This window comes from Pseudoxanthobacter sp. M-2 (assembly GCF_046156265.1).
In the GTDB taxonomy this organism is placed as follows: domain Bacteria; phylum Pseudomonadota; class Alphaproteobacteria; order Rhizobiales; family Segnochrobactraceae; genus CAMDHY01.
Map to the genome: position 1 here is coordinate 1 of NZ_JAWDIR010000022.1, position 18,798 is coordinate 18,798.

The following is an 18,798-nucleotide window of genomic DNA, read 5'->3' on the forward strand; positions in this document are numbered from 1 at the left end:
GATCGGGGGGATGGCTGTCGGGGTCAACAAAACCTTTCGGAAGCAACACCGAAGAAATCATGAGAACCGCCGCATTGATGCGGATCGTTCTCCCCCTGCCGATGCCCAAGAAAGGTATCTGTGGGCAAATCGACTCGGTCCCTACGCTGACAAGTAGAAGACCCTCTAGCCACGCCATTTGCTGATGACGATTGCTCAGGGCTGAAAACCCACCACCTCGTCGAGATTGACATAGTCGCGTCGGCGGTCTTAGACGAGGGTGCTGCACGCTTAAGATTATGGACAGTCGCGCCTGCCTCATTCGAACAGGTCTGCCGGCTTCGCGACAACGGGCGTCACGTCGATCGTTTTCATCGGTCGCGATCTTATTTTCGCAACCAACGCGTCCCTCTCGGCCTCGAGCTCTGCAAGGGACCTTTCGGGCTCCACGTGCTCGGGTGCCTTCTCGTCGGGCAGCGCATACTCAAGGGCGATAGCCACGAGCCGCGCCTTCACTGCCGGGGGCGTCAACGGATCCGACAGCATCCGAAGATGCTCGCGGCGGGCGACGGGCCCCACCTGTGCCGTCATGTAGCGCCGGTGTTCCTGCTGAACGAAGCGAAGCGCGTCCTCATCCTCGAGCAGCCGCGCCGCCGCCCTCTTGGGGTTCGCGCCGGTAAAGCCCGCTTCCACGATCGCATCGGAGTGGGCGACACCTTCGGCCACCAGGCGCGCGAACCTGCGCATGTCGACGCCACCGGTCTCGCTGGTGCTAAGGGTACGTCTGGGCATCAAAGCGATCCCGATGTCGGTTCGAAGGCGCGGAGATCATAGCGGGGGCGTTCGGCCTCTCTGCTAACTAGTACGAGATCAATAACATCTTGGACCGCTGCCGTCATCTTCTGCCGCTTCGCAGTCGGTGCGAAGGGCCCGGCATCGCGTTACCGTCTGGAGAGAGGACAAGTTGTCAGGCGTTTCAATTTCTCGCAATTTTTGTTTGCGCCCCCGGCGACGTCACCGGCGCGCGCGATCGGTCTATACCCGGGGGGGTGGGGTCGGGCCGGGGTGCCGCGTGTTGTGTCGGAAGTGCCGGGCCGCAGTCTGTCGCGTGATCCGACAAAACTTATTATAAATCAGTAGGTTATCACTGCCATGGCTTGACGAACTGCGGGCGACAGCCTTGACTTCGGGCGTCCCTCCAACGGTGAGCGCACGCCATGACGTCAGATTCTCAAGCCGACCTCTTGTTCGCAATCTCGCTTGTCGCGGCGCAAATCGAGGACATTGCTGAGCGGATCCGGGAGCGCGGGGGTGACTCGCAAGGCGACGCCCTGTTGATAGAGGCGCACGCTCGCGTCCTGCAATGGGCGGCCGAGGCCGCAGCCGGCGTCGCAAACCAGTGGCGCCCTCCCTTGACGGGGTCGGTGGACGTCACGCTCCGCGAGCGGTTCGAATGCGAGCTCGGCAAGGCCATTGGCGACGACTTGGCCGCCGCTCCTAATACGGACCGCGCGAACGTCGTGGCGTTTGGCGCCTCGCGCGGCGTCGAACGCCAAGAGTGATCGCACGTCACAGCTTGGCGGCCAGCGACGCACCCGGCGAACGGGGCAGTCAGTCATGCGCGCCGGATCGGACCGTATGATGTCGGCGGGAGCGACGCCGGATCGCATCTCCATGACGCCAAGCTTCGGGGCCTTGCCAGCCCGCACAGAAATTCACTGGTGAGCAGTATGCAGGGTCCGGCCACCAGGGCAACCGCGTGACGGGTTTGCGCGCTGGCGGCCCTCCCTGCAGCGCCGGGCCGCCGCAGGCCTAGGGGCAACGTCGAGACAGAAGTCCTAATTGCGGACGCCAAGCGTTTTGATGCTTGTTCGCTTGCTACAGCACTTGAACAAACCGCGCGCTCGTGACAGGTTGTCACTTGCAAGCGAACAAGCGAACAAGGGAGGCGGCAGTGGCGGTCTACGGATATGCGCGGGTCTCGACGGACCGACAGGCGACGGACGGTGAAAGCCTGGACGTGCAGACCCGGCAGATTGACGGATACGCGCACATGGTCGGTCTCACGGTCGACCATCGCTTTATCGAGCGTGGCGTCTCGGGCTCCCGCCCACTGGCGGAACGGCCTGAGGGGCGCGCCCTAGTGGAGCGGCTCAAGGCTGGCGACGTCGTCATCACGGCGAAGCTCGACCGCATGTTCCGATCGGCGCTTGACGCGCTGGACGTGCTCGCCAAGCTGAAGGAGCGCGGCGTGAGCCTTCACATGATCGACCTCGGAGGCGACGTCACGTCCAACGGGATTTCCAAGCTCGTCTTCACCATCCTGTCAGCGGTGGCGGAAGCCGAGCGCGACCGGATCCGGGAACGGGTCGCCACGACAAAGGCTGACCAACGGGCGCGGGGGCGCTATCTCGGCGGCAAGGTCCCATTCGGCTTTCGCGTGTCGCCAGCCGGCGACCTCGAGCCCGACGAGCGGCAACAGGCGATCATCGCGGACGCTGTCCGGTTCCGCGTCGACGGCGATCCGCTGCGGACCATCGCCGGGCGCCTCGAGGCGGCGCACGGGGAGCGCCTGTCCCTGGCGACCCTGTCCAAGATCGTGAAGGCGGACGGCGAGGCGTCAGCCCTCTGATGGATGGCCGGCGCGGCGCGCGCTACTCACCACTGCTTCGTCAGGTCGAAGCCGAAGGTGCCCGCTTCGCCCTTGCCTGTGCCGCGGATGCGCTCGCCAGAACGGTCGAGCGTACCACTGAGGCGGAATTTGTAGACCTTCCCCTGGTAGCGTTGCGTGACGGTTGCGGAGACCCTGCAGCCGCTGCTGATCCTGACCTTTCCGTGTACGGGGCCCAGATCTTCGCGAAGGTCGCCCGAATAGCACCGGCTGTTGCGGATCGCGCCTGCCCGATCGCCTTCAACCAAGCAGATTTGACCGCCGCTCGAGCCGTAGACCCACACACCTTTGAAGTCGGCCGTGCCACACTTCGCTGCCGCCGGCGCGACGCTCGCGACGAGCAGCATGCAACCGGCCAACGCGGCCGCCTTGAGCGATCTTCCCACGCTTCCCCTCCCCAGGATCAACGGACGGCGATCGAGTGACGCGCCGGTCGAGTGCCCGTCTTGTTCGGCCGGCCGCATAACTGTCGAAACCCTTCCTATATAAAAAGAGTTTCGACAGTTATCGGGCGCACCGCGTGCGCATTTCGGCGACAGCGCCCCGACACTCAGAAAGCCGAAAGTCGTTCCCCGCAGGGCGCGCTGTGACGAGCGCCGTGCAAAGGGTTTCGACAGTTATCACACCCGGCGCAGCGTCATGATCGCGGTGCAAAGGGTTTCGACAGTTATCGCCGGCTATTCAAACAGGTCGCCGGCGGCCGGCCGACGTGCGCCGATGCGGCCGCGCCGTTCCGAAAGAGCTGCCGCCGTCGAGAGCACCGCACCCATTTCGGCAGGCGTCAGGCGTTCCACTTCGCTCCCGACCCGTACCGTGATCGGCGACAGCACCCCGACCGCCCGAAGCAACGCGATGGCGGCCGTGGTCCGCGGCGAGGGGGCTGCCTTCTCGTTGGACGCCACCGCCACCAGGGCGGCGACAGCTGCCGGCATCGCCTTTCTCAGGAACTCGTCAAGCTCGACGTCGGAGGGGGCCGTGCCGCCGTGCCTGGCGTCGGCGGCCGGTGCGGTCGCGGCCACCGGTGGTTCATTTGGGCGCTTCGTCATTCGTCCAGATCCTTCGCTCGTGCTTTCTCGTCGGCGAGGCGCAAGAGCTCGCGCGCCTCGAGGGCAACGCGCCGCTCCCATCGCTTCCGGGGGTTCGGGTTGTGGGATGCCTGCCACGCCTGATGCGCCTCCCGTTCCTCAGGCGTCATTCTGGCGAAGCGCTTCCGCTGCTTGGCCTGCCGGGCTTCGATCTCGTGCAGCTTCGCCAGGGTGCGCTTAGGGTTGTGCGCCGGCTGGACGCGGTGCCAGTTCTTCCCCTTCGGCACGAGCCCGCCGTGAAACTTGCAACGGCCGTTCTCGAGGGGGAAGTTGCGGCACGGCTCGCCGTCCGTGCGCCTGGCGGCGCCGCACATCGGCGCCGTCTGTCGCATGCGACGAAGGATCTGCCGCGCCCGGGCGAGCACCTCGAGGTTCTCCTGAGAGCCGTGGTAAGGCTGCAAGCGCCGAAGCCTGGGCGGGTGGATGCGTTTTCTCATGACTGACCTGATGGATTATGAGGCGGCCGAACGCATCGGCTTGTCAGCCGTGAGTCCTTTAATTGCCTCGCCGAATTTCTCCTCCCCGACGCGGCAACGCATTTCCAGGAGGATTGCCTTTTCCATCGGGAGCCCGCGTCGCTTCAAAGACTTGACGCGGGGCGACGCTCTGAGCCCTTCGATCGCCCTCGCCGAAAACCCCAAAGCCCGCGCGATCACCGGCAGCGTGAACGTCGGCGGTGACAGGTTGTCAGTTGGCTTTTTGTTGAACGGGGCCGGGGCCCCCGGCTCCGAACGAAAACCTCCATCCCTTGAAGACGTGGCGGCCGCCGAGCTCGCGCCGATTTCGACTGGCGCGAGATGACCCGCCCGTCGGTAAAATCGGATCAGCCGCGCGCACTCCGCCACCTCCCGCACGTTGCCGGGGGCGCAAGCCGCGCACGAAACGGAGATGGACCGCGCACCACCCGCCGCCGGCGCCGGCGCTGGGCCGAACAGCCTGGCGTGAAGAGCCGCCCGCCTCGCCGCCGCGGCGTCTGCCAACCACTGCGGCGGCTCCGCAGGCTCGAATGACGCCAGCGGCCCTAACGCGGCCTCGAGGGCGGCGCGCGGATCACGGTGGCGCCGCACGTCGATCAGCACGCGGTGCTGCCGCGCCCTCTGCCGCCCCGCCGCGCGGTACGTGAAGGATCGGAAGCCCGCCAGGTCCGCGGGAGTCGGTTCTGTCAACGCGGTCCGCAGCAAGTCGCTGCCGACTCCCGCCGGTCCGGAGCCGTCGAGAGCCGTGATGCGTGCGAGCGCATTCGGCCCGGCGGCAGCAGCGCCGATCGCTTCCCGGAGGCTGCTGTCGCTCCAATCTAGGAGCTTGGCGGCCGCCGCGCTGTCGGCAGGAATGATGCCAATGCCAGAGAGTAGCCGCACGGGGGAGGCGCACCCGATGAGCTCTCCGGCCGCTACAACTTCGTCAATCGGCCGCGCCGGGCTCGACGCTGTTCCCGTCATGTCGACGACAAGAAGGGGGTTTTCCGCCGTGCGCCGCACACCGCGTCCGCGGCCGTCCGCCTGGCGGACCTCTCCGTCCACCATGTACCCCAAAACGCGGTTGGCGCGCGCGTCGGGATGCGATCGAACCTCAACCCTACGGCCCGTGCCATCGCGCATGCGGAGCGCGGCCGGCCGCTTCTCGAAGGGGGCGCCCCCTCCGATGGCGCCAACGAGCCGACGACCGAAAAAGACCTCCGTCGTCTTCTCGAGCTGCCCCACCTGCGGCAGCGGGCGGCCAATGTCGAAGAGCACCCGCACCCGCGCCATGTCGTTGCGGCCACGCACGTTGTTGAAGTGCATGACGATGACGAGGTCGGATGCCTTCAGCCGGGCAAGGTGGCTTCGCAGTGGCTCGACGAACTCTTTCTGGACGATGCACCCGACGAGAGGGCCGACGGCGTTGCCGGCATCCGCCCTGGCGGCGTGCGCTACGGCGGCGATCAGCTCGGCGATGCTCTGAAGGTGGGCGCCGTGTTCACCTTGCCTCTCGCCACCGCCGCGACCGCCCCTGAGATAGGCCTTGCTGAATTCCTGCCCGATCACGACGACGCGGTAGACGGCCGTTTCCTGGACGGCGATCCGCCCTGTTACCTGGAGGTTCGGGAGGAGCTGTCTGGCGATCTCTTCGTCCAGGGTGGCGTCGAGAACGAGCATCGGCATACCGAGCCAAAGCTTGTTGATCGGTATGAGCGCCGCGACGTCGATGTATCGGCCGCCCGTAGCGTGAAGATTGATGGATTGATCGTTGCCGTCACCGGCGAGGAAGTCGCCGAGCAGCCGCCACATAAGTGTCTCGTGATGCGGAGGGTTTCCGCCCTCTGCGGCCGTTCGGATCGCTCGCAGGATCTCGGCGTCACTCCCGCCCTTGGCGATCGGCAACGCCCATCGGTTCCGAACCTCGCCGGCCGCGGACTTGCAGATCGCGCCTGTCAGGTCGGCCGCCTCGAGCCGCGGACGCGAAAGGGGTTCGCCCCTCGCATCGTGTTGCGCAACGACGGCCTTCAACCGGGCGCACGCTTCGTCATAGTCGTTGGCGCGGTTGCTCGCCTCAGCGGATGCCTTCCGGCGCCTCGCGCCGAGCTTCCGAAGGTCGACGCGAATGCGCGCGGCGTCATCTTCGCCGGCGGTCACACCGATCACGAAACTGAGGACGTTGAGCTCATCGACGACGGCGAGGGAGAAGGGCCGTCCGCGCATCGCCTCCGGCCTGGCGTGTGCCAGCATCGCCGTCGTCATGACGATAATGCGCTCATCGCCAGTCGATTGCGTGAGGTAGCCGCACGGGTCGTCTGAGTGCCGCGGGTGAAACGGACAGCCTTTGCACAAGGTGTTGATCTCGTCGCCGGCGGCATGGACGGCTTCGACTAGCTCGGGTGCGCGGCGGCACATGGTCCGGCTCGCGTCGGCGGGGTCGGGTTGGGTGGCGCCGCGCCACAAGCCGGCGATGCGCCGGCCAGCCATTTCGTCCAGGTCCCGCGCAACCTGTTCGGCGAGGGTGATCGTCGGCACGAAGTAAGCGTAGCGCTCGGCATGAGGGCGCCTGGCGGCGAGCTCGACGAGCGCAGCGACGGTCGAGCGGGTTTTTCCGAGCCCCAGGTCGGCGGTGATGGCGAGGCACGGAAGCGGATCAAAAAGGCGCACAGCGGGCGCAGTGACCGCCGGCGCGCCATCGTCAGGTAACCGCTTTTCGATCTCCGCAAAGGCGGCTCTGACGGCGGCGGCAAGGTCCCGCTCGGCGTCCGCGAACGGCAGGGCGAACATTCCGATGGGCGGCGGACAGACACTGCCCACGACGTTGGAGAGCTCGGCGCGCTTGATGTCGGCGACGAGCCGCGGGAGGTCGGCAATCCGTTGCTGCCGTTCTGCCTCACGCGCCTCGCCGGGCCGAACAGGGGCGGCGCGCATCGCGTCCGTCAGCCTCAGGAGCAATTCGGCTTCCTCGAGGTCACGCCCGCGTCGCGCTGCGAACCATGCGCCGGCCGCTCGGCTCGCCGGTTCGTGGAAGCCGTCGGCATGGTCGCCGATCCGCGACAGATAGAAATCGAAGCCGCCGCCGCCAGCCGGCGCGAGGGCGCGCGGCGTCGGGGCGCCGACCGGCGCCACCGCCTCACGCGGTTGCCGTTCTTCGTGCCACGCTGCGACCTCGCCAACGGCGACCACGTCGCGCGCCGAGCGCCAAATCCCGCTTCGCAGGGGGACCGGATCGCGCGCCCCGTCGAGGAAGAGAGGTGCCGCAGTGAAGTGAGGTTGGACCGGCCGAAATAGCGCGGGGTCGACGAGCCTCCCGCCTTCCGGCTTCACCAGGTCGCCGAGCCAAGCCTTCAACGCCGCGTTCGATACCGGCCGGTCGAAGATGAACCAAAGGTGCATCCGAATACCGCCGCCGGCCGCGGTGCCTGCCGAGCCGGAATAGTTGAAGCGACAGCCCACGCCCTGGAAGGCGGCCGGCAACAGGCTTTGGAGGAACGCCACCGTCTCCGCCGGCCGGTTCAACCAATCGAGCCCGTCGGGTGCGGCAATGCCGTCAAAGTCGAGCATCGCCCATCTGCGGGGAACATCGGCGAAGTGCTCCTTGCGGCGGCGCGTGCGGCTCCTATCAGTGTCGTCGAGCGGCGCCCCGCGGATCACGCACGCGGTGGGGGTGGCGCTTACCTCCGCCAGCACCGCGTGCAGCGTCTCCAGGTCCCGAAACTCACGCGTTTCGACGCGCCAATGCCACTCGTTCTGTGGGCGGGGATCTTTCTCGAGGTTCGGCCCTCGGAACACCTTCGCCGGCAAGATGCCGTGAAGCGCATAAAGGACAGTGACGCTGTCGACGGCGCCGGAAGTCATTGGCCTGCCGCCCTTACCGTCGGCCCGAGCGGCGACGCTGCCGGCGGCTCGAATCAGATGCGCCCGGCGCTGCTCGCATGAAGCGCTCGGCGCGCCGCGTGAAGTCCAAACAGGATTGGAGCACCGAATAGAACTCAGGGTCGTACCGCCTCAGCATCGACAGCCCGTGGCGGATCGCGGCTTCCCCCTGCACGTCAGCGCCAACACCAATCCGCCGCACAGTCCTGCCGGCGAACAAGACGCAAAGCACGAGCTCGCCCGGCTTGAGCTTGTAGAAGTCGGGGACTTCCGCTTTCAGCATCGGGCGGAGTTGGAGCACCTGAAAGAGGTCGTCAGTCTTCAGGAACTCGGCGTCGGCCGCCGCCGCGGCGCGTTCCAAACCTGCATACGGCAGGTGCACGACGGTCCCGTCAGGGCCGATCGCCACGAAGTACGGCTCGTCGAGCCCACCCGACGGACCCGCGGGAGAGTTCGCCCCCTTCAACGTCGCACCTGGCAACGCTCGAGGTGGGCGCGGATGTCGTCGGGCCGAAAGACGACACGGCGGGGGCTGACTTTGATGGCCGGGATTTCGCCCCGCGCAACGATGCGCCGGAAGGTGCGAAGCGAGACTCCCGCCAGCCGCGCGCCATCTCTGTAGGACAGCGGCTCCGCAAGGCTGCGGCCTTGTCGAAGGGTGGCGAGAGCATCCCCGTCATCATGTGCTGCGCGGACGTCCATACTAGCGGCCTCCTCTGCTATCAGGTGGCGCTAAATGTGCATCCTCGGCACCCTACTTAATTCCTCAGAAAATCAGCCCCCATCCCGAAAGCGCGCACGCCCCTTTTCGATGATGTGGCGTACCTGTGAAGGCTGCTTATTGACCCCCAGCTTCTTCAATACCGCCGCAAGCCGCTGTTCGGCTTCGGCTTGCGATGCGCCGGAGGCAAACAGGTAGTCGGAGAGGATCAAGACGACGAGCCGCACGCCGTCGTCGCGGGGTCGGCCGCGTCCGCGCTTTTTGGTCTTCTCTTGCGTGAGCCCTTGCGTGAGAAGCTTCCCGAACACCCGCGCCAGAACGTTGCCCTTGTCGCCGAAGGCGCGCACGACGTCGTCGGGCTCTTCGCCGGCAAGCTCGGCTAGGAGGCGTATCAGGATTTCCGGCGGCCCATCGTCTCCCGCGGCTCCGGTCAATCGAAGCTGGCCGGACGGCACCGCCAGAATTTCGATGAGCCGGTCGCCCGTGCCAGCCTGGCTGTAGAGGTCTGCAAACGACGAGGTCGCGATGGCGGGGGGCTGCTCGGGAGGAGCCTTCGTCATTGTGCAGCCGCCGGGTGCACATGAGGCTCGACGTCAGGCGCGGAGACGATGGCGGCGAGCCGGTTCGCCCAAAGCTCGAGTGCCTCCCGCTTCTCGCGGGCATAGTCATATCGGGCGTAGACGCGGCTGGTAATGCTCGCCCGGGTGACGCTCACATGGTTGAGGACGTGCCCCACCACGAAGGGCGACACGCCGAGCTCCTCCATATGCGTCGCGGCGGTCCGACGAAGGTCGTGCGGCGTCCACGGCGCCACGCCCGGCGCGGTCGGCACCTTCGCGCCGGCCGTGGGCGACTCCTCCCGCTTCACCGCTTTTGAGACGGCTTGCACGGTGATGGGCGCGCGTCCGCCCGGGGCGGGGAACACAAACGGCGTCGCGCCCCTGCCCCGCCCCTCGCGACGCTCGCGCCGTTCGTCTGCGGCGTCGACGTCGGCAAGCTGCCGGCGGATCGTGGCGAGCGCCATTGGGGACAACGGCACAACGTGGTCGCGACCGTTCTTCGCGCGGCGGCCGGGGATTGTCCAAACCGCGGCGTCAAGGTCTATCTCGTCGCGTGTCATCCCTGCGACTTCACCGACCCGTTGGCCGGTGATGAGGCAAAGCCGGAGGATGCGGCGCATTCCTTCGGTCATGCCAGCGGCGGGGAGCGCCGCCCACACGGTGCGGAGCTCGCCCGCGGAAAGCACCCGCTCCCGCGGCGTCGCAGGCGTCGGAAGGCGGATGGCGAGCGCGATGCTCGGGTCGACATCCCCGCGCCCGGCCGCCCATCGCAGCATCGCCCGAAGATCTTGCGCCACTCGGTTCGCCTCGATCACGGCGCCCCTGTCCGCGACGGCGTCTATTGCGCGCGTGACGTCGCGCCGGTGAAGGGCCGACAGCTTCACATCGCCGATGGCCTCCACGACGTTCTTCCGGAGGCGTCGGCCAATCTCGGCGGCGGACCGCTTCGCCACGACGTGTCGGGCTAGGTAGCTTTCCACTAGGTCGCGGACCCGCATAGCGGCCGCCTCTGCCGCCTTCGCGGCGACAGGGTCGACACCCTCGCCGATCCTCGCCCGCGTCTCGCGTGCCGCCCGACGTGCCTCTGCGAGGGACATTTCGGGATAGGTGCCAAGCTTGATGCGGGCGCGCTTCCCGTCAGCCGGTCGGGTGAAGATGAGAAACCACGACCGCGCGCCGCCGCTCGACACCAGGAATGCGAGCCCGCGCACGAGCCCATCGAAGAATTCCGTTTGCCGCTTCCCGGCGGCCGGCTTGGCAGTGCTGACGAAGCGGTCGGTGAGAGTGGCGACAGGCACCGCGGAGACCTCGAGGGGCGAGGCACGCGGCCGGTTGGTCGCGTGATGTGCGGATTTATGTACGGGAAAGCGCGGCCTCTGTCGACACTTCTAGTCCGAAGGTGACACCACGTGACCAGTTAAGTGACTGGGATTCCGTGGTTTTCAAAGGTTCACGACAGGCCTCATGGTGACAGGAACGGTCACCAACATCTGACTGTTAACCGGTTGGTCGCTGGTTCGAATCCGGCCCGGGGAGCCAACACTTCCAAGCGCTTGGCTGGGCTCGCCAGACCTTCAAAATCGTCGATCGACCGCATGTCTACGGAAACGTGGATTTGACACTTCGGTATCGACACCCCTGACGCCATCTGGAAAACTGCGCGCCGACCGGCACCTCGTCTGACAATCGCAGGCGAAGATTGTCGCTGCCCCCGGATCGTCACTCCCAACGATCGAGCGCGCAGCGAGTGGCTGGGGTGTACCTGTCCTGACAGACGCTATCGATGGGATTCACCCCGCCCTCAAGGCCAGACGTCGACTTCATCGCTGAATGCGGTGGCGCGCCGGGGCGGGAGGCGAGGAAGCGAAGAAACGGCCTTACAGCCAACCCTCACAGGTCGCGTCGCCGGACCAACCGTCTCGGCCATCACACGGCTGTGACTGACGCGCGGCCACCGCGTGCTTACTGTCTTCCATCATCGGATTGTGGTTGGCGCGTGATCGCCGGTGAGGCCGTAAGCTTGGAGGGTCCCATGTTCACCCGTCTGCTGGCAGCAGCCTTGGCCGTCACCCTCCCGTCCGCCGCATTCGCCGCCTGTACGCAGGCCGACCTCAAGGGGAAATGGCGGTTCAACTTCGACCTCAATCGCACAATCACCATCGACGGCGCAGAGCGCGTCCAGTTCTTGAGCTGCATCCTCAACATCAAGGCTGACGGAACGATTACACCGGGCGATTGCGAAACGGTCAATAACAGTGGAGATCCAGGAAGCTTCTTTATTGCTCCGTCCAACCGAAAACTCGCCATGAAAGCATCGAATTGCACGGTCGCCTTCAGCGGAGATATTGTTTTTTCGAATGATTTTGGCCTGGTTCTCGGCAACGTGACCTACTTCGTCAACGGCGCGAAGCTGTCGATTTCCCCCGACAAGCAGATGCTGCTCGGGTGGGTGTCCATCGCCGGCACGCCGTGGGCCGCCGTGACGGCCATGAAGATCGCCAAGCCGTAGCGGTTCCTGGCCCCTCACCAACCGAGGCTTCGCACGCGCCACGGCCTCCGCAGCCGTCCGTCATCACCGCCCGTTCCCGCGACGGGAGGCGTGGCTTCAGCCTCGGATGCGCTGTGTCCTCGACAGAACATCAGCAGCAACCTGACGAAGCCGGCTCACCCTCGGCGCCCCCTCAGCGCGCCACCGTCAGCCCCGCTCCCCGGACCCCGCTGCCGTCTCCAGCCGTGCCGCCGAGCCCCGGCCCCCACCCTCGCGGCTCGCTTCACCCCCCTCCCCCGCCGCCCCGCACGCCTCGGCGCTGCAGAACAGGTCGTAGAGGGTCTCGACGATGCGGCGCGCCGGTGGGCTGACGATGCCGTACCACATCGTCTGGCCATCGCGGCGGGCCGCCACCAGGCCGTCCTTGCGCAGCAGCGCCAGGTGCTGGGAGACGGTCGAATCGCGCAGATCGAGGGCGGCGGCGAGCTGGCCGACCGAGTGCTCGGCCTCGATCAGCCGGCACAGGATCAGGAGCCGGTGGCGGTTCGCCAGCGACTTCAGGAGCTCGCTCGCCTTGTCGGCGGCGGACGACATGATGGCGGGATCGACGTTCATCACGGCACCGATAGCACGGGTTTGCCGGCCGGGGAGCCCCCGCCGTCGGGCCCACGGGAGACGCCCGCATCGGCCCCGCCCGTCAGCGAGCCCGGGTCAAGGGCGGCGATGGCGTCATAGTGGCTGCGGAAAACACGGCCGCCGAGATGGTCGAAGAAGTCGGTGCGGCCGAGGCGGTCCATCACCGGTCCCTTCACCTCGGAGAGATGGAAGCCGACGCCGAGGTCGGCGAGCCGCCGGTTGATCTCCTCGAGGCTTTCGAGCGCGCTCGCGTCGATCTCGTTCACCGCCGAGCACTGCAGCACGACGTGGCGGACGTCCGGCCGGGCGGAGACGAGGGCGGCGATGCGGTCTTCGAGGAAGCGGCTGTTGGCGAAGTAGAGGCTCTCGTCGACGCGCACGCCGAGCACGGCCGGCGAGGTGGCAACCGTGTGGCGGTCGATGTTGCGGAAGTGCTCGGTGCCCGGCACCTGGCCGACCACCGCCATGTGTGGCCGGCTGGTGCGGTAGAGGAACAGCGCCACCGAGACGCCGACGCCGGCGCTGACGCCGATCTCGACGCCGACCATCAGCGTCACCAGCATCGTCGCCGCCACCGCGGCGAAATCGGCCTTCGAGTAGACCCAGGTGCGCTTCAGCACGGCAAGGTCGACCAGCGACAGCACGGCGACGACGATGGTGGCGGCCAGCGTCGCCCGCGGCAGCGCCGTGAGAAGCGGCGTCAGCAGCAGCGTCGCGAGCGCAATGCCGACGGCGGTGTAGGCGCCGGCGGCGGGGGTCGCCGCCCCCGCGTCGAAGTTCACCACCGAGCGGGCGAAGCCGCCGGTCACCGGATAGCCGCCGGAAACGGCCGCGCCGATGTTGGCGGCGCCGAGCGCCACGAGTTCCTGGTCGGGCTCGATGCGCTCCCTCCGCTTGGCCGCGAGCGTCTGCGCGACGGAGACGGATTCGACGAAGCCGACGATGGAGATGAGGGCCGCGGCGCCTGCGAGGTCGAGCCACAGCGCCGGGTCGAGCGGCGGCAGCGCGAACGGCGGCAGCCCGGCCGGCACGGCGCCGACCACCGCGACGCCGCGCCCGGCGAGGTCGAAGCCCCACGAGGCGAGGATGCCCGCCGCCACCGCCACCACCGGCCCGAGCCGGGCGGCGAGGTCGGCGCTGCGGCCGGTGATGCCGAGGCGGGCGAGCATGGGCTTCAGCCCGCGGCGCACCCAGAACAGGAAGGCGAGCGTGCCGAAGCCGACGACCGCCGTCCAGATGTTCGCCTCGGTGAGCTGCGGCAGCAGCGACCGGCCGAGCTCGATCAGCGTCTGGCCGCTCCCCTTGATGCCGAGGAGGTCCTTCAGCTGGCTCGCGGCGATCAGGATGCCGGAGGCGGAAATGAAACCGGCGATCACCGGGTGGCTGAGGAAGTTCGCCAGGAACCCGAGCCTGAGCACGCCGAGCGCGATCAGCATCAGCCCCGACAGCAGCGCCAGCGCCACGGCGGCGGCCGCGTACTCCGGCGTTCCGACGGCGGCGACACCGCCGACCGCCGAGGCGGTCATCAGCGACACCACCGCGACGGGGCCGACGGCGAGCGCGCTCGAGGTGCCGAAGATCGCATAGAGCACCAGCGGCGCGACGCTGGCATAGAGACCCACCTCCGGCGGCAGCCCGGCGAGCATCGCGTAGGCGAGGCTCTGCGGGATCAGCATGATCGTGACGATGACGGCGGCGAGCAGATCGCGCCCGGCCTCGGCGCGGCGGTAGCGCGGCGCCCACGACAGCACGGGGAAGAAGCGGGCGAGCCCCCGGCCGGCCGCAAGCGGGGCGGGCGGGCGCGCGCCGGCCGGGCCGTTCGTCTCAGTCTCGAGCTTCATCGGCCCGTCCCGCCTTCCATTCGTCACGACCGTCCGCCGTCCCGCCCTGCCTCAGCCGGTGATCTCGGGCTTGGCCATCCATTCACGGCCCTTCAGCATGCCCTGCCAGTACATCGGCGGCAGGATTCGCTCCTTCAGCCACCAGGCGGCGCGCGTCGGGCGCGTTCCGTCGATCAGCCAGGTCGGGAAGCTCGGGGCGAGCTTGCCGCCATAGCCGAACTCGGCGAGCACGATCTTGCCCTTCTCCACCGTCAGCGGGCACGAGCCGTAGCCGTCATAGACGGCGTCGCCCTTGGCGAGGCCGAGGCCGACGAGGACGTTCTGCGCCACCACCGGCGCCTGCTTGCGCGCCGCCGCCGCCGTCTTGGCGTTGGCCGTGCCGGCGGCGTCGCCGAGGGTCGAAACGTTGGCGTACTTCGGGTGGCGCAGGCTCGCCGGGTCGGCCGCCACCCAGCCCGCCGCATCGGCGAGCGGGCTGACGCGGACGAAGTCCGGCGCCGTCTGCGGCGGCACGGCGTGCAGCATGTCGAAGCCGCGCTCGACGATCTCGGTGCCGCCGTCCGCCGTGGCGCGGCGGAAGCGGGCGAGCCTGCCCGGCCCGTCGACGGACACCAGCGTCTCGCCGAAGTTCAGCGCGATGCCGTAGCGCTCGACATATTCCATCAGCGCCGGCACGTAGTCGGGCACACCGAACAGCACGGCGCCTGCGGTGTGTAAGCCGACGTCGATGTCCTTCAGCCGGCCGCTGCGGCGCCAGTGGTCGCAGGAGAGATACATCGCCTTCTGCGGCGCGCCGGCGCACTTGATCGGCATCGGCGGCTGGGTGAACAGCGCCTTGCCGCGCTTCAGCTCCTGCACCAGCTGCCAGGTGTAGGGAGCGAGATCGTAGCGGTAGTTGGAGGTGACGCCGTTCTGGCCGAGTGTCTCGGCAAGGCCGGCGATGCCGTTCCAGTCGAGCTTCAGGCCCGGGCAGACGACGAGTTGGCGATAGGTCACCGGCCGGCAGCCCTCGAGCAGCACGGCGTTTTCCTCCGGCTCGAAGGCGGCCACGGCCGCCTTGATCCAGTGGACGCCACGCGGCAGCACGCGCGCCATGTCGCGGCGGGTGACGAGCGGGTCGAAGACGCCCGCCCCCACCAGCGTCCAGCCGGGCTGGTAGTAGTGGATGTCGGCCGGCTCGATGATGGCGATGTCGAGGTCGGGCCGGCGCGCGAGCAGGCTGGAGGCGACCGCGATGCCGGCCGATCCGCCGCCGACGATGACGACGTCGTGGCTCGCCACCGCGCCGGCGGTCGAGACCTTGCCGCCGGCGAGCACGCGGCGGGCGATGCCCGACATGTCGTAGCCGGCCGCCCTGGCGGTGGCCAGGATCTCCGGCAGCGGCCGCTTGCCCGCTTCCGAGAGCGCCCACAGCGTCGTCGAGCGCGTGCCGGTGCGGCAGAAGGCGAGCGCCGGCTTCGGCAGCGCCGCCATCGCCGCGGCGAAGTCGGCGGCGTCCTCGTCGCGCACCTTGCCGGGGGTGACCGGCAGATAGCGCGCTTCGAGGCCGCTTGCGGCCGCCGCAGCGGCGATCTCGGCGAACGACGGCTGGTCCGCCCCCTCCCCGTCCGGCCGGTTGACGATGATCGACCGGAAGCCCGCGGCGGCGAGCGCCGGCACGTCCTCCGGCCGGATCTGGGCGGTGACCGACAGGCCCTCGTCGAGACGCTTCACGTCCATGGCTTCGCTCCTCCGGATTTTCTTGGGTGTTGGGCGCCGAAGCTCAGAGCAGGTTGACCGGCAGCTTCAGGTAGCGCTGGCCGTTGTCCTCGGGCGGCGGCATCTCGCCGGCGCGCATGTTCACCTGCACCGACGGCAGGATCAGCCGCGGCATCGACAGCGTCGCGTCGCGGGCGGTGCGCATGGCGACGAATTCGTCCTCGCTGACGCCCTCGTGGACGTGGACGTTCTTCGCCTTCTCCTCGGCCACCGTCGTCTCCCAGCGATACTCGTCGCGGCCGGGGGCCTTGTAGTCGTGGCAGAGGAACAGCCGCGTCTCGGCCGGCAGCGACAGCACCGTCTGGATCGAGCGATAGAGCGTGCGCGCGTCGCCGCCGGGGAAGTCTGCCCGGGCGGTGCCGAAGTCCGGCATGAACAGCGTGTCGCCGACGAAGGCGGCGTCGCCGATGACGAAGGTCATGCACGCCGGCGTGTGGCCGGGGGTGTGCATGACGCGGCCTTCGAGGCCGCCGATCGAGAACGTCTCGCAGTCCTGGAACAGGTGGTCGAACTGGCTGCCGTCGCGCTGGAACTCGGTCCCGGCATTGAAGATCTTGCCGAAGACGTTCTGCACGATGGTGATGTTGAAGCCGATTGCGAGCTTGCCGCCGACGCGCTCCTTGAGATACGGCGCCGCCGACAGGTGGTCGGCGTGGACGTGCGTCTCGAGCAGCCATTCGACGGTGAGCCCGTGGCGGCGGACGTGCTCGACGATCGCATCGGCCGACTTCGTCGAGGTGCGCCCGGAGGCGGGATCGAAGTCGAGCACCGAGTCGACGATGGCGCAGGCGTTCGAGCCCGGATCCTTCACCACGTAGCTGACAGTGAAGGTCGCCTCGTCGAAGAAGGCGGTGACGTCGGGGCCGGCGACGGCGGCGTGCGGCTTCACGGTCGTCTCGACGGCCCTGGTCTCCAGTGCGGTGTTCATGGCGATTTCCTCTTCGTTTCTGGCACCGCCGGCGGACCGGCGGCGAGGATTGGCTCGCGCGGCCGACGCCACCGCGCCGGCGGGGGACATTGTGACGGGACGGTCAGTTGATCCGGCAGGTGCGGATGCCGAGCACCCGGTAGAGCGGGCAGAAGCGCATCGCCGCGGTGGCGATTGCCACCAGGCCGACGACGACGGGCAGCCACCACAGCGAGCCGCCATAGGCGAAGGAGCCGAGTTGCTCCGCTCCGCCGATGAACGGCACGGCGATCAGCACCAGCCCGACGAGGGCACGCAGCAGGCGGTCGACGGTTCCGACGTTGGACATGACGGCTCTCCCTTGTTGTCTACGTATCTTCGTTATTTCGAATATAACAGTCAAGGGGATCCGGTATCATCCGGAGGTGGCCGCCCGCGACCCGGATCACACGGCCGCGGTCGGCCGCCGGTCCGGGCGGCGCCCGTTGCGTTGCGCGGTCGGGGCTGAGGAGGACACGATCCTTCCTGCTGCCCCGAACCACACCCACCCTGGGCGCGTTCGGCCGACGGGTCCGCGATCAGGCGCAGCGGAGGCGCGCAGCCCGCAGATCGGCCCGGGGAGCGGAGGGGGACGGAGGATGTCCGAGGAGCCGACGGAGCACCGGCACTATCACAAGGACGGCAGCCTCTGGGCCGTCGGGCCGATGCGCGACGGCGTGCCGGAGGGCGACTGGCAGTGGTTCCGCAAGGACGGCACGCGCCTGCGCTCCGGGCGCTTCGAGGCCGGCCGCCAGGTCGGCGCGTGGACGACCTACGACAAGACCGGCGCCGTCTACAAGGTCACGGTGATGAAGGGATAACGGCCCAGCCCGCCTCAGGCCGACGGCGCTGCCTTGCGCCCGAGCGCCGCGTCGGCCGCAGCGTGGACGGCGACCATCGCCGCCTCCACCGCCAGGCGCGCCTCTTCCAGCGCCTCCGGCGAGGCGTCGGCGGCGACGTAGATCGGCGCGCTCGCCACCGCGATCTTGCGGCCGAACGGCAGCGGGACCGACGCCCGGTCCCAGGACCCGACAGTCCACGAGCGGCTCGTCACCACCGCCAGCGGCACGATCGGCCGGCCGGAGATCCGGGCGAGAGCGATGATGCCGGCCCCGCACACCCGCGCCACCTTCGGCACGTCGGCAGTGAGCACGACGGATTCGCCGCCCTTCAGCGCCCGCACCATGCCGAGCAGGGCCGACGCGCCGCCCTTCTTGACGGTCTTGCGGGCGCCGGCGCCTGAGCCGCGGATCGCCCGCACGCCGAGATCCTCGACGATGGTGGCGGCGATCTCGCCGTCGCTCGAGCGCGAGACGAGGCTGACGGAGGGGTGGTCGGGGCGGCGCACGAACGGCACCAGGAAGTGCTGGCCGTGCCACATCGCGATGATCGCCGGCATGTGGCCCTCGGCGACCTCATAGGGATCGACGGCGCCGGCGACCCAGCGATTGGTCGTCCACACGAAGCGCAGATAGCGGGCGGCGAGGCGGCCGACGAGGGCCGGCGTCACCACATGCTTCGCGAGCCGCTTCAGGCTGGACATTCGAACGGCCGCTCCGGGACAAGCGTCGGAAACGACGACTCGGGAACAGGCGCCGGACCGACGCCTCCGGGGATAAACCTCGGAAACGACGCCTCCTGCAAGACTCGCCGGAAAAGCAAGACGCGCCAGAAACGACGACGGCCCCACTGCGAACAGAGGGGCCGTACGAGAGGCAGACGCGAAGTCGCTGCGGAGAGAGGCTTTCCGCCGGGCCGCCGGTACATCCGTGGTCGGCCGTG

18 protein-coding genes and 1 pseudogene are annotated in these 18,798 nt (G+C 68.3%); 4 read left to right on the forward strand and 15 right to left on the reverse strand.

The window, feature by feature from the left end; genetic code table 11:
- Window positions 1-297 precede the first annotated feature (297 nt).
- Window positions 298-771: a hypothetical protein gene (locus tag RUR49_RS11745; protein ID WP_409146568.1), complete on the reverse strand. Its 474-nt coding sequence runs from the start codon at window positions 769-771 to the stop codon at window positions 298-300.
- A gap of 425 nt (window positions 772-1,196) precedes the next feature.
- Here RUR49_RS11745 and RUR49_RS11750 point away from each other — a divergent pair, with 425 nt between their 5' ends.
- Window positions 1,197-1,541, forward strand: coding sequence for a hypothetical protein (locus tag RUR49_RS11750; protein ID WP_409146569.1), 345 nt, complete (start codon window positions 1,197-1,199; stop codon window positions 1,539-1,541).
- A gap of 392 nt (window positions 1,542-1,933) precedes the next feature.
- Window positions 1,934-2,611, forward strand: a complete 678-nt coding sequence (locus RUR49_RS11755) for a recombinase family protein (RefSeq protein ID WP_409146570.1) — start codon at window positions 1,934-1,936, stop codon at window positions 2,609-2,611.
- Window positions 2,612-2,637: 26 nt separating this feature from the next.
- Here RUR49_RS11755 and RUR49_RS11760 read toward each other — a convergent pair whose 3' ends face one another.
- From RUR49_RS11760 to RUR49_RS11795, 8 genes are all read right to left on the reverse strand, one after another.
- Window positions 2,638-3,036: a hypothetical protein gene (locus RUR49_RS11760; protein ID WP_409146571.1), complete on the reverse strand. Its 399-nt coding sequence runs from the start codon at window positions 3,034-3,036 to the stop codon at window positions 2,638-2,640.
- 291 nt (window positions 3,037-3,327) lie between these two features.
- A complete protein-coding gene (locus RUR49_RS11765; protein WP_409146572.1) occupies window positions 3,328-3,696 on the reverse strand; it encodes a hypothetical protein in 369 nt (122 codons plus the stop codon).
- Window positions 3,693-4,100, reverse strand: a complete 408-nt coding sequence (locus tag RUR49_RS11770) for an HGGxSTG domain-containing protein (protein WP_409146573.1) — start codon at window positions 4,098-4,100, stop codon at window positions 3,693-3,695. Before RUR49_RS11770 ends, RUR49_RS11765 begins: the two co-directional genes overlap by 4 nt.
- A gap of 87 nt (window positions 4,101-4,187) precedes the next feature.
- Window positions 4,188-8,048: a hypothetical protein gene (locus RUR49_RS11775; RefSeq protein ID WP_409146574.1), complete on the reverse strand. Its 3,861-nt coding sequence runs from the start codon at window positions 8,046-8,048 to the stop codon at window positions 4,188-4,190.
- A gap of 13 nt (window positions 8,049-8,061) precedes the next feature.
- Complete coding sequence (locus RUR49_RS11780) at window positions 8,062-8,475, reverse strand: hypothetical protein (protein WP_409146575.1); 414 nt, start codon at window positions 8,473-8,475, stop codon at window positions 8,062-8,064.
- A 53-nt stretch (window positions 8,476-8,528) separates the two neighbouring features.
- The gene (locus RUR49_RS11785; RefSeq protein ID WP_409146576.1) at window positions 8,529-8,768 is read right to left on the reverse strand and encodes a helix-turn-helix transcriptional regulator; all 240 of its coding nucleotides are present in this window, start codon (window positions 8,766-8,768) and stop codon (window positions 8,529-8,531) included.
- Between the two features lie 72 nt (window positions 8,769-8,840).
- Window positions 8,841-9,347, reverse strand: a complete 507-nt coding sequence (locus tag RUR49_RS11790; RefSeq protein WP_409146577.1) for a hypothetical protein — start codon at window positions 9,345-9,347, stop codon at window positions 8,841-8,843.
- A complete protein-coding gene (locus RUR49_RS11795) occupies window positions 9,344-10,645 on the reverse strand; it encodes a tyrosine-type recombinase/integrase (RefSeq protein WP_409146578.1) in 1,302 nt (433 codons plus the stop codon). The genes RUR49_RS11790 and RUR49_RS11795 overlap by 4 nt, the downstream gene beginning before the upstream one ends.
- A gap of 734 nt (window positions 10,646-11,379) precedes the next feature.
- Between RUR49_RS11795 and RUR49_RS11800 the strand changes: the two genes are divergently transcribed.
- Window positions 11,380-11,856, forward strand: a complete 477-nt coding sequence (locus RUR49_RS11800) for a hypothetical protein (RefSeq protein ID WP_409146579.1) — start codon at window positions 11,380-11,382, stop codon at window positions 11,854-11,856.
- A 282-nt stretch (window positions 11,857-12,138) separates the two neighbouring features.
- Here the strand turns inward: RUR49_RS11800 and RUR49_RS11805 are convergent.
- From RUR49_RS11805 to RUR49_RS11825, 5 genes and pseudogenes are all read right to left on the reverse strand, one after another.
- Window positions 12,139-12,450: pseudogene (locus RUR49_RS11805) on the reverse strand (ArsR/SmtB family transcription factor); the annotation flags it as partial.
- A complete protein-coding gene (locus RUR49_RS11810; protein ID WP_409146580.1) occupies window positions 12,450-14,312 on the reverse strand; it encodes a SulP family inorganic anion transporter in 1,863 nt (620 codons plus the stop codon). The pseudogene RUR49_RS11805 and the gene RUR49_RS11810, both read right to left, overlap by 1 nt.
- A 51-nt stretch (window positions 14,313-14,363) precedes the next feature.
- Window positions 14,364-16,031 (reverse strand): TIGR01244 family sulfur transferase, encoded by a 1,668-nt coding sequence (locus RUR49_RS11815; RefSeq protein WP_409146581.1) that lies wholly within the window; start codon window positions 16,029-16,031, stop codon window positions 14,364-14,366.
- 43 nt (window positions 16,032-16,074) lie between these two features.
- Window positions 16,075-16,998: an MBL fold metallo-hydrolase gene (locus RUR49_RS11820; RefSeq protein ID WP_409146582.1), complete on the reverse strand. Its 924-nt coding sequence runs from the start codon at window positions 16,996-16,998 to the stop codon at window positions 16,075-16,077.
- A 103-nt stretch (window positions 16,999-17,101) separates the two neighbouring features.
- Window positions 17,102-17,326, reverse strand: a complete 225-nt coding sequence (locus tag RUR49_RS11825; protein WP_409146583.1) for a DUF2892 domain-containing protein — start codon at window positions 17,324-17,326, stop codon at window positions 17,102-17,104.
- Between the two features lie 289 nt (window positions 17,327-17,615).
- Here RUR49_RS11825 and RUR49_RS11830 point away from each other — a divergent pair, with 289 nt between their 5' ends.
- Window positions 17,616-17,837: a toxin-antitoxin system YwqK family antitoxin gene (locus RUR49_RS11830; RefSeq protein WP_409146584.1), complete on the forward strand. Its 222-nt coding sequence runs from the start codon at window positions 17,616-17,618 to the stop codon at window positions 17,835-17,837.
- Window positions 17,838-17,851: 14 nt separating this feature from the next.
- Here the strand turns inward: RUR49_RS11830 and RUR49_RS11835 are convergent, their stop codons facing one another.
- A complete protein-coding gene (locus RUR49_RS11835; protein ID WP_409146585.1) occupies window positions 17,852-18,559 on the reverse strand; it encodes a lysophospholipid acyltransferase family protein in 708 nt (235 codons plus the stop codon).
- Window positions 18,560-18,798 lie beyond the last annotated feature (239 nt).